Genomic DNA, 10,225 nt, shown 5'->3' on the forward strand with positions numbered 1-10,225 from the left:
CACAGCACTTGTGTGGGGGCTTGCGCCCGACGTCAGTTGGCACATTTGCTAGTGATAGGCTGTCATCGGGAGCAAGCCCTCTCCCACATTGGTGAGTTTGGATTTGTCCCACAGAGGCTGTAGGAAGGGGCTGGCAAGTGGGGTTGTGTCTTGTCTCGATGCCTACAGCTACGCCAGAATCCGCTGGCTTGTGCGTCTGGATGGGCGTCTCTAAGGTTTGCCGGTCGCTGAATGTTCAGTGATCGGGTTTAGTAGCCCGTGGTGAGATGTACGGCAAATCGTCGATCAGGATCTTCCTGAATGTGATGGTGGCTGTACGGAGGGCGCTTTCGAGCGCGCCGGTTGCGTCTCCCCGGTCTACTAACCTGCGTACAGCTGCCACCCTCCGTTTAGTAGCGGGTTGGTTGCGGCTCGCCCACCCGGAGACGATCCATGGTTGACCTCTATACCGTTATCCCCAGCCTTCCCACCGAAACCCTCTTGCTCAACAGCTACGAAACCTTCTCCTGCGTCCGCACTTTATTGCTCAACCTTTCCAACGACCTCACCGGCGAACACCGCGATGTGGCCCTGGCGATTCACCAATTGAGCGAACTGGGCGTCCTGCTGGTCGGCCAACTGATGGACCACGAAGCTCCGTTAGCCTCTGGGTAAAGCAGCCTCCAGGTAAAACGCGGTCAGAAGCGGGAGGGCGCTTGCTCCCGATGGCGGAGTATCAGTAGCAGATGTGCTGACTGCCACACTGGCATCGGGAGCAAGCCCCCTCTTTCACATTTGACCTGTGTTGTCCTTGAGGCTGGTTCAGACGCCCTGGCTGCGCAACCAACTCATCAACTGCGGCAACGGAAACGCCCCACTCTGGCGCGCCACTTCGCGGCCGTTCTTGAACAGAATCAAGCTGGGGATCGAGCGAATGCCCAACTGTGCCGACAACTGCTGATTGGCTTCACTGTCCAGCTTGGCCAACCGGCACTGACCTTCCAATTGCCCAGCCGCTTGTTCAAACACGGGCGCAAACGACTTGCACGGCCCGCACCAATCGGCCCACACATCTACCAGCAACGGCAGGTCGCCCTTGATCTGGCTGGCGTAGTCGCCTTGCTTCAACTCAAAAGGCTTGTTCAACAACACGGGCTGCTTGCATCGCCCACATTTCGGCGCATCACCCAGGCGTTCGCCAGGGATGCGGTTGAGGCCGTTGCAATGTGGGCAGGGGATGACAAGAGGTTCGGACATGGTGGGCTCCTTGGGTGGCCAATGGAGTGTATCTGGAGTCAATCCTGCGGTTTATCAAGGCTGGGAGGACGGGACTCATTCGCTCACAGTTTGGCCGTGTTGCTGTGAGAACGTCTGCCTAGGCTGTCAGCACGTATTCTGTTCTGCACCATCGGTCTGCTTGTTTCTATAGCAATATGCGATAGCGCGATTATGAGAAAGATAAATGGAAGGAAAAAAACAGATGAGCGCGCTTATGCGAGTGGCGGCCGAGCACTGGGAATTCGTTTCGCCAGTCATGCGCAGACCAAAAAACGAAGCGGACTATGATGCGCTGGTAGCTGGTTTGGACGAACTGTTGAGCCTGATCGGCGAAAACGAGGACAGTCCGCTGATGAGCTTGGTGGATATCCTCAGCGACTGGATCGAAACCTACGATCATGAGCATCGCCCCATGCCCGTCGCCAGCGGTGTCGATGTGCTGCGCTACATGATGCGCGAACATAATCTCACCCAGAGCGATCTGCCTGGGGTTGGTGCACAGTCGGTCGTCTCTGAGATCTTGAGTGGAAAGCGCCAGCTCAACGTGCGGCAAATTCGTTGGCTGGCAGAGCGATTTGGGGTTTCAGTCGAAACCTTTATTTGATCCTCAACAGCTGGAAAACCAGGCACGTACCGAGCGCGCATAGGCCGAGTATGAGCATTACGGTGAAAAACAGCGGCGTGTTCAACTGCACTCCCAACCAGGTAACCAAGCCCGCGGCGGCGACGGTGACACTTCCGAATAACGCGGATGCCTGGGCCTGCTGTGAGGGTGCAACGTCTAATCCCCAGGCTGTGGTTAACGGCAGCAGAATGCAAAACGCGATATTCGTCGATGCTGCGGCGATCAGGTACAGATAGAAATCCGTTTGAAGCCACGCAACCGCCATTCCCCCAGCGCCGAGAGCTTGAGCAAGAAGGGCTGTTTTCAAGCGCTGAGTCTGTGTGAAGCGTTTGACCGATTTGCCAGCTACGAAAAAAGCCAGCGCAACTAGTGCGGTCCAGACGGATAGGGTTACGCCCATTACCGGGGCCGGTAGTCTAAATACCTCGTCCAGGACGAAGGCCTTACTTAGGTTCAATTGGGTAAATGCGCTCTGGATCAATACTGCCATCAGTAACGCACTGATAAATTTCGGCTGTTTCCACAGCCTGATCAGGACCGTCGAGTGTGAAGGCCCGGTTTTCTGAGGGAGAGGGCAGGTGGTAAGCCCGAGGCTGACAAGCAGAAGCGCGGCGCCCAATGCGCCGAGTACCCATCGCCATCCCCATGTTGACGCGGACAGTATCAATATCAGCGGGCTCAGCGTAGCGAGTAGGCAGGTGCCTCCATATACGTATGCTGTCGTAGCCTGAAATCGCATCTTGCCCAAGTATTGAAGTAGCCATAACCGTGACGCGCTGGTCGCGAGTGCGTTGGCCGCGAACATCAAGAGAAGGGTAATCGCGAATGTCCGGACGCTATTTGTGAGAGTCATCGCCAGGCACAGAAGCGCCACCAGCGTAGACGCGGCTGTCAGGCTTCGGGATGCGCCGAGGCGGATGATCAAAGGTGTTGAGATTAACTGGCCGAAGGCAAAAATTGTCAGGCAAATCGCGAGCAGGCCTTGAAAGAAGGTCGGTGTTACTTCCAGGTCCTGGGCTATTTTTGGTGAAAGAGGGACCAAAGCATCGAATACAACAGCGCTGACCAGCGTCCTGGCCACCACCACCTGAAGAGCGGTAGTCACTGGCTGAAGCTCCAATCCCTCCGTGCCACTGTTACGTATTCACCGCACGTAGAGTCGTGACGGGATCATTAGCCTCAGCCCTGGCTTGGCTGCATTCCAGCCATAGCGATATTGCCTCCCTGTGCTGCGGGTATCGCTCGGTCAGAAACAGCTCAAGGTCATTCCACGCATGGCGCTCCAGCCAATTATTGACTTGGGGCAGTTCGTGGTGAGGAAAGGACAGGTCCATATGTAGACGAACGGCGGAATATTTATCGGGTGTAGCGTGATCGCACACCAATTCCAGATTTGGAACATCGACGCCCATGACGCACCTCCATTTGATATCTGCTTAAGGTTTGTTGCATGACTGCAACAAGTCGACCTTAAAACGAAGCAGCGTTTAATGATGTCAGGCGCGTCTGGGGTTTATTTCTGGATATGTCTCCTCAGGAAGAACAACTAATCTCCAAATGCTTACCCCAATCCGGCGGCCGTTGCGCGTACTGCTCCATACCTGCCTGCTCCTCAAATGGCTTGGACAGCACCTCATGCAGCCGCCGCACTTCGCTGTAATCGCCGGACTCGGCGGCAGCGATAGCGTTCTGCGCCAAGTAGTTGCGCAAGATATACAGCGGGTTTACCGCGTGCATCCGCGCACGGCGCTGTTCTTCGCTGCCGTCGCCATCCCGTTCAACGCGAGCCTTGTACCGCTCGGCCCAGGCGTCGAAGCCGGCCAGGTCGACAAAGTCATCACGCAGCCGTGACACGGCCAGTGCCGCTGACTCATCGCCCAGGCGGCGGAAGAACAGCGTGTAGTCGACGCCGCTGTTCTGCATCAATTGCAGCAGGCGCTCCACCAGGTTTTGATCGTCGTCTTCGGCGGTGGTCAGCCCCAGGCGGCGGCGCATCAAGTCCAGGTAGTGCGCCTGATACAGCGGCAGATAGAGACCCAGGGCCTCTTTCAAGGCGTCGACGCTGATAAATGGCGTGAGCGCCTGGGCCAGCGCGCTGAGGTTCCACTGACCGATGGGCACTTGATTGCTGAAGGAGTAACGGCCTTCATGGTCGGAGTGGTTGCAGATGAAATGCGCATCGAAATCGTCGAGGAAGGCGAATGGCCCGAAGTCGAAGGTGATGCCGAGGATCGACATGTTGTCGGTGTTCATCACCCCGTGGCAGAAGCCGTAGGCTTGCCATTTGGCGATCATTTCGGCATTGCGCTCGACGATTTCGCGGAACATTGCCAAGTACGGTTCCGGTTGTTCCCGGCACTCCGGGTAATGCAGGTTCAGGACATGTTCGGCTAATTGCGCCTGCTGCTCGGGCTTTTGGGTGTAGTAGAAATACTCGAAATGGCCGAAGCGGATATGGCTGGGCGCCAGGCGCAGCACCATGGCGCCGCGTTCCTGTTTTTCGCGCCAGACCGGCGTGCTGGAGCCGATCACGCATAAGGCGCGACTGCTGGGGATACCCAGCGCATGCAGCGCTTCAGAGGCGAGAAACTCACGAATCGAAGAACGCAACACCGCGCGGCCATCGCCCATGCGCGAGTACGGCGTCATCCCGGCGCCCTTGAGGTGCAGGTCCCAATGCTCGCCGGCCTGGTTATACACCTCGCCCAGCAACAACCCACGGCCATCGCCCAATTGCGGCGTGTAGCCGCCGAACTGATGCCCGGAGTAGACCATTGCGCGTGGCTCCGCTTCGGCCCACAGCGCATGTCCGCCAAACAGCTCGGCGAACACCGGCGTTTCCGCCACGTTTGGGTCGAGGTCGAGCAGTGCCATGGCGGCCTTGCTCGCCACTACAAGGCGCGGCTCGTCGAGCGGTTCGGGCAGAACATGGGTTGAGAACGCGTCGCCCAGGCGTGCGAAGCGGTTGTCGAAGGTCAGTTCGTCGAGGGCTTTCACCGGCCATCTCCAGCAGAATGTCCGAGCATTCTGCTGGGGATAACGCCGTTAGTCGAGTTTGCCTGGCGGTGGCTCTTGCGCACCGCCGTCGTTGGCGGGTTTGGTCGGCGAGTCGACTTCCACCAGTTTGTATTCCTGGCCGTGAAGGTTTTTCAGGTAAACCTCCATCTGGCGAAACGAAATATTGATGTGCTCTTTCTTGAACTCGCGATTGATAAAGCGGTTCACTTCGTCGATCACCGGGTTTCGGTCACCCAGGTCACGCACATGCATACGCAGTTCGTGGTCGAGTGTGCTCTCGCCGAAGTTGAGGAAGTACACGTGGGGTTCCGGCTCCTTGAGCACCCGTGGGTTTTCGCGGGCGGCCTTGAGCAGCAGCTCTTTGACGCGGTCCAGATCGGAGCCATAGTCCACGCCAAGTTTCAAGGTGACGCGGGTGATGGTGTCGGTCAGCGACCAGTTGATCAGTTGCCCGGTAATGAAGGTCTTGTTCGGAACAATGATGTCTTTGCGGTCAAAGTCGGTAATGGTGGTGGCGCGGATGCGGATCTTGCTCACCGTGCCCGACAGGTTGCCGATGGTAATGGTGTCGCCGATACGCACCGGGCGTTCGAACAGGATCATGATGCCGGAGATGAAGTTGGCGAAAATCTCCTGCATCCCGAAACCCAACCCCACCGACAGCGCCGCCACCAGCCATTGCAACTTGTCCCAGCTCACGCCGAGGGTGGACAGGGTGGAGACGAAGCCCACGCCGGCAATCACATAAGACAGCAAGGTGGTGGTGGCATAGGCGCTGCCCTGGGCCAGATCCAGCTTGGACAGCACCAGTACTTCCAGCAAACCGGGCAGGTTGCGCGCCAGGGCGAACGTGATACCGACGATGATCGAAGCCCCGAGCAAGTCGCCGATGCTGATCGGCACCATGCTGATATTGGCGCCGGTGCCGCTGGTGTATTCGTAGAGGGTGACGTTGTCCAGATACGAGAACACCGTGATCAGGTCTTTCCACACCCAATACAGCGCCGCAATGAAACAGCCGAGCAAGGCCAGGCGGATCAGGCGCATGGATTGTTCATTGACCTGCTCGATATCCAGGGTCGGCTCTTCGATCACGGCTTCGCCGTCGCCGGCTTCCTTGGCGGCCTGGCGCTTGGCCAGCGCGCGGGCGTAGGCCAGGCGCCGTGCGGCAACGCCCAGGCCACGTGCGAAGGTGGCTTCGATGACCAGCCAGAACATCAGCAGGTACAGGGTGTTGATCAATCGGTCGCTGAGTTTGAGCGCGGTGTAGTAGTAGCCGAAGCACACCGCGATAAACAGCGCGATGGGGAGCGCAGTGAACACCAACCCCACGAATTTTCGGAACAGCGAGGCCTTTTCATGGGTCGGGCTGTTCAGCAGCAGGCGGCCGAGCAGCCAGGCCATCAGTGCGTAACAGGTCAGTACCACGCCGATGCCCAATACGTCGTCGGCCAGCGCCGCCGGTTGGTGTTCGGCGATGGCCACCACGGCGACCAGCGCCAGTACCACCAGCCCGAGTTTGCGTATCCACCCCTGGAGAAAGGCCACCTGAGGGCGTTCCCAGCGGAAATGCAGTTCGGCCACGCCGCCCGGCGCGAGAATTCTGTAAGCGGTGTAGAACACCAGCCACGCTTGGGCGATCAGCAGCAATGCAGCGCCCAGGTTGGCATTTTGCCCGCGAGCGTCGATCTGCAGCGCATAGCCGCACAGCGCCAGGCCCAGGGAAACCGGCATTGCCAGCAGAATATTGATCAGGATCGCCTGCGGTGTGTGCCACTGGCTGTCGCGCTTGAAGTGGCCGATGTCCAAGTGGACCTTGTTCAGGCGCTGATACAGGGCCTTGCGCCGCCACAACAATGCACCGATCAACAGCAGCAAGGGCAGGAACAGCAGCGGGCGTTGGGTCAGGCCGTCATACAGTTCGCTGACGCTGGAGGCCCAGGGCAACGTGGTGATCTGTTTGCTCAGGTGGTCCGGTACGGTTTCCAGCCATTCGGTGTCCAGCGGCTTGTTACTGGGAATCCAGAACATTTGCTCATCGAGGGTCGCGCGCAGGTTGCTCGCGGTGCTGAGCAGCTGTTTCTGGTTCAGTTGCAGGGTGATGGATTCATTGAGCAGTGCGCTCAGCTCACGGCTCAGGCGCTCCAGCAGGTCGCTGCGAGTGATCGCCAGTTCCAGCAAGGTGCGGCGCAATTGTGGTGTGACTTCATCCGGCGGCTGGTTGGCCAGCAGGTTATCCACATAGCTGCTGGGAGTGCTGATCAGCTCGCGTTGCTGGTTGACCTCGAACTGGTACAGGCGAATGTTGGCGATGTCGTCTGCCAGGTTGCGGTCGACGGTGAGGCGTGGCAGTGCTTGCTTTTGTTTGTAGAGGATCTTGGACAGGAGCAGGCTGCCCTTGAGCACGTTGATTTGCTCGTCCAGGGCCGAGTCGCTCTGGGTCACGGTGTCCAGTTGCTGTTTGGTCTGCAGGTTCTTCTGGGTCAGGTCGTTGAGGCGGTCGGTGCTTTTGAGCAGGTAGTCGGAGAGCTTGAGGTTGGCGGCACTCTCGGAGGCCAGCAGGCTGCTGCTGCCGGCTTTCTGCGCTTCTATGGACTGCTGGGTCACCGTCTGCTGGGACTGAGCCAGGCGTTTCTGGTTGATCAGGGTTTGCAGGTCCTGGATCTCTTGTTCCAGGCGCGCGGTCTTTTCGACCACCAGATCATGCTGGCTGTTGCCCAGGTCTTGCAGTTGGCTGTTGCCGGCCAGTTCCTGACGGCGCAGCGGGATCAGCGCGTTCAGGGAGGCAAGCTCGGCATTCAACTGGTTGCGCTGGTCGCTGCTGAGGGGCTTGCCGTTGTCTTTGCCGAGCTTGAGAGTCGCGTTGATCTGCTGGATGCGCGTCTGGCTGTTGCTGATTTCGGTCTGGGCGCGCTCGGGGCGGGTCTGGGCAGCGATGGTCAGGCTGTTGGCGTCGGCCAGTTCTTTTTGCAGGTCGCCTTGCTGGGTGGAACGCTGCACCAGCAGTTGCTCAAGCTGCGGCACCGGCAGGCTGGCGTAGCGTTGCGCCACCGGGATAATTTTAGTGGCCTTGAGCCGCACCAGTTCGCGCTGGTTTTCGGTGGTCTGGCGCGGAGCGTCTTCCAACTGACGCTTGAGGTCGGTGAGGCGCTGCTCGTAATCCTGCTTGTTGCCCAGGTAGGTCAAGGTCTGTTGCAGGATCGCCTGCAGCGCCTTCATGTCGGCGTCGGGCAACTTGCGGTCGGGCAGTTTGTCCAGGCTTTGCTGGATCGCGTCGGCGCTGGGCGGCTCGGCGGCGTGGACGATGCCGACACACAGGGTCAGGCTCAGCAGGGCAGTGGCGAGATAAGTGCGCAAGGTTGGCATAGAGACCGGTCGAGCAAGGTGAAGAATCGGGGGCGTTGTCGCCCCGCAGTTTAGAGGAAGAGTCCGGGGCCCGGGCGACTTCCTTCGGGGAATCTGACGCCGACTTTACCAATCTTGTTCCCGTCCATGACCGCGACGGTCCAGATGGTGCTGTTCCATTCCACCTGGTCGCCGACGATAGGCGCGCCGCCGACTTTCTGGGTGATGAAGCTGCTCAGCGGCATATCCGGGTCAAGGCCTTCAAGCTTGAGGCCGTACAGTGCCGACACCGCACCCAGCTGGGCGTCGCCTTCCAGGACGAAGTCGCCGAAGAAACGCAGATCCAAACCGCGTTGCGGCGCTTGGCTGAACAGCTTGCCCAAGGCCGGCAGGTTGTGTTCGTGGCCGATCACGCAGAGCAGATCGTCGACTTCCAGCACCGTACTACCCGACGGATGGAGCAATTGCTGGCCTCGGAACAGCGCCGCGATCCGCGTACCTTCGGGCATTTTCAGTTCGCGCAGGGCGGCGCCGATGCACCACTTTTCTGCGCCCAGGCGATAGACGAACAGCTCCCACTCGCTGGTGACGTGCACTTCCAGCGCTGCGCGGGAGATCGGTGCGGGCTCCGGCGGTACGGTGACTTTGAGCAGCTTGGCGACCCACGGCAGGCTGGTGCCTTGCACCAGCAACGAGACCAGCACGATGAAGAACGCCAGGTTGAAGTACAGCTGCGCATGGGGCAGCCCCGCCATCAGCGGGAACACCGCGAGGATGATCGGCACCGCGCCGCGCAGGCCGACCCAGGCGATAAAGGCTTTTTCGCGGCCGTGGAACGCCTTGAACGGCAGCAGGCCGATGATGACGGACAGCGGCCGCGCAAACAGAATCATCCACAGCGCCAGGCCCAGGGCCGGCAGGGCAATCGGCAGCAAGTCATGGGGCGTGACCAGCAGGCCCAGCACCAGGAACATGCCGATCTGTGCCAGCCACGCCATGCCGTCGAGCATATGCAAGATGCCATGACGGCTGCGTACGGGGCGGTTGCCGATGACCAGGCCGCACAAGTACACGGCGAGGAAGCCGCTGCCATGCAGGGCGTTGGTCAGGGCGAACACCACCAGGCCCCCGGCGATCACCAGGATCGGGTACAGGCCGGTGGCCAGGTTGATGCGATTGACCATCTGCAGCATCAGCCAGCCGCCGCCCAGGCCGATGATGCCACCGATGCCGAACTCGCGGATCAGGTGCGTCAGCAGGCTCCAGTGCAGGCCGGTCTGGCCGCTGGCGAGCATGTCGATCAGGGTTACGGTGAGGAACACTGCCATCGGGTCGTTGCTGCCGGACTCGATTTCCAGGCTTGCGGTAACCCGTTCGTTCAGGCCCTTGCCGCCCAGCAGCGAAAACACCGCAGCGGCGTCCGTGGAACCGACGATTGCGCCGATCAGCAAACCTTGGATGATATTCAGGTCAAACAGCCACGCCGCTGCCATGCCGGTAAGGCCGGTGGTTATCAACACCCCCACCGTGGCCAGCGACAGCGCGGGCCAGAGCGCCACACGGAAACTCGCCACCCGTGTGCGCAAGCCGCCGTCGAGCAGGATCACGGCCAGGGCGAGGTTGCCCACCAGGTAGGCGGTCGGGTAGTTGTCGAAGATGATGCCGCCGCCGTCCACGCCGGCGACCATGCCCACGGCCAGGATGATCACCAGGATCGGAATCCCGAGGCGGGACGAAAGGGAACTCACCAGAATGCTCGCACCCACCAGCAACGCGCCGATCAAGAACAGGCTGTTGATGGTCGTCGCATTCAAAGGCAGTACTCCAGAGCTGGGAAGACGGGCGCAAACTGACCATGCAGTCTGCGTGCCAGCGATTCTAACCTGTTGAATTGCTGCGCTGTCAAAAAGCTTTTTCTGATTTTCGCGGATCCAAATGTGCAAGCCCTAATGCCAGTCAGTTAAGGGTGAGCGCTGTATT

8 protein-coding genes are annotated in these 10,225 nt (G+C 59.6%); 2 read left to right on the forward strand and 6 right to left on the reverse strand.

Going from position 1 to position 10,225, the window contains the following annotated elements; translation table 11 throughout:
* Nucleotides 1-432 precede the first annotated feature (432 nt).
* Nucleotides 433-654: a DUF6124 family protein gene (locus M5B97_RS27375; RefSeq protein ID WP_123716182.1), complete on the forward strand. Its 222-nt coding sequence runs from the start codon at nt 433-435 to the stop codon at nt 652-654.
* 147 nt (nt 655-801) lie between these two features.
* Here M5B97_RS27375 and trxC read toward each other — a convergent pair whose 3' ends face one another.
* Nucleotides 802-1,236 carry a thioredoxin TrxC gene (gene trxC / locus M5B97_RS27380; protein ID WP_123716181.1) on the reverse strand — a complete coding sequence of 145 codons (435 nt, stop codon included), beginning with the start codon at nt 1,234-1,236 and terminating at the stop codon, nt 802-804.
* A 223-nt stretch (nt 1,237-1,459) separates the two neighbouring features.
* On the opposite strand from trxC, the gene M5B97_RS27385 reads away from it, so the two are divergent.
* On the forward strand, nt 1,460-1,861 hold the full coding sequence (locus M5B97_RS27385) for a transcriptional regulator (RefSeq protein ID WP_123716179.1): 402 nt from the start codon (nt 1,460-1,462) through the stop codon (nt 1,859-1,861).
* Here the strand turns inward: M5B97_RS27385 and M5B97_RS27390 are convergent.
* The 5 genes from M5B97_RS27390 to M5B97_RS27410 form a co-directional block, all read right to left on the reverse strand.
* A complete protein-coding gene (locus tag M5B97_RS27390) occupies nt 1,854-2,987 on the reverse strand; it encodes an MFS transporter (RefSeq protein WP_248733217.1) in 1,134 nt (377 codons plus the stop codon). The two genes, M5B97_RS27385 and M5B97_RS27390, sit on opposite strands and share 8 nt — an antisense overlap.
* A gap of 31 nt (nt 2,988-3,018) precedes the next feature.
* Nucleotides 3,019-3,294: a hypothetical protein gene (locus M5B97_RS27395; RefSeq protein ID WP_248733218.1), complete on the reverse strand. Its 276-nt coding sequence runs from the start codon at nt 3,292-3,294 to the stop codon at nt 3,019-3,021.
* Nucleotides 3,295-3,415: 121 nt separating this feature from the next.
* The gene (gene selO, locus M5B97_RS27400) at nt 3,416-4,879 is read right to left on the reverse strand and encodes a protein adenylyltransferase SelO (protein ID WP_248733219.1); all 1,464 of its coding nucleotides are present in this window, start codon (nt 4,877-4,879) and stop codon (nt 3,416-3,418) included.
* Nucleotides 4,880-4,927: 48 nt separating this feature from the next.
* The gene (gene mscK, locus M5B97_RS27405; RefSeq protein ID WP_248733220.1) at nt 4,928-8,266 is read right to left on the reverse strand and encodes a mechanosensitive channel MscK; all 3,339 of its coding nucleotides are present in this window, start codon (nt 8,264-8,266) and stop codon (nt 4,928-4,930) included.
* Between the two features lie 50 nt (nt 8,267-8,316).
* Nucleotides 8,317-10,059 carry a potassium/proton antiporter gene (locus M5B97_RS27410; RefSeq protein WP_123716176.1) on the reverse strand — a complete coding sequence of 581 codons (1,743 nt, stop codon included), beginning with the start codon at nt 10,057-10,059 and terminating at the stop codon, nt 8,317-8,319.
* Nucleotides 10,060-10,225 lie beyond the last annotated feature (166 nt).

This window comes from Pseudomonas sp. MWU13-2517, assembly GCF_023242545.1.
Classification (GTDB): Bacteria; Pseudomonadota; Gammaproteobacteria; order Pseudomonadales; family Pseudomonadaceae; genus Aquipseudomonas.